This is a genomic window from Winogradskyella immobilis, assembly GCF_021887715.1.
Lineage (GTDB): Bacteria > Bacteroidota > Bacteroidia > Flavobacteriales > Flavobacteriaceae > Winogradskyella > Winogradskyella immobilis.
In genome coordinates, this window is the sequence record NZ_JAIQXX010000068.1 from 1 (window position 1) to 509 (window position 509).

A 509-nucleotide genomic window follows, 5' to 3' on the forward strand; every position below is an offset into this window, starting at 1 on the left:
GAAGCTGTTGGTGTTCCCGTATCAGCAGGTGCAGATGAGTCACTACATTCAATAGTAGTATCGGCAACATCTGAGATCATAGGATCCGTAGTATCATTAACGATCACATTCTGATCCGCCGTTACACTATTCCCATTATCATCCTCAAAAGTCCAAGTGACAATAGTAGTTCCTTGAGCAGTAATAGGGAATGTTACATTCGGGGTTCCATTAATCGTTCCGGCGCAGTTATCAGTTGTAGTTGGTGTAGCAGGAGTTCCCGAACACTCACCAACAGTTACATCACTAAGGGTAGGTATAGTAGGATCTGTCGTATCATTAACGATAACATTTTGATCCGCAGTTACACTATTACCATTATCATCCTCAAAGGTCCAAGTGACAACAGTCGTTCCTTGAGCAGTAATAGGGAATGTGACATTAGAAGTACCGTTAATAGTTCCGGCACAGTTATCCGTCGTTGTCGGTGTTGCAGGAGTTCCTGAACATTCACCAACAGTTACATCACT

The 509-nt window shown here is 43.0% G+C and carries 1 pseudogene; it reads right to left on the reverse strand.

The features are described 5' to 3' along the window. Positions 1–509: pseudogene (locus K8Z87_RS13860) on the reverse strand (hypothetical protein); the annotation flags it as partial.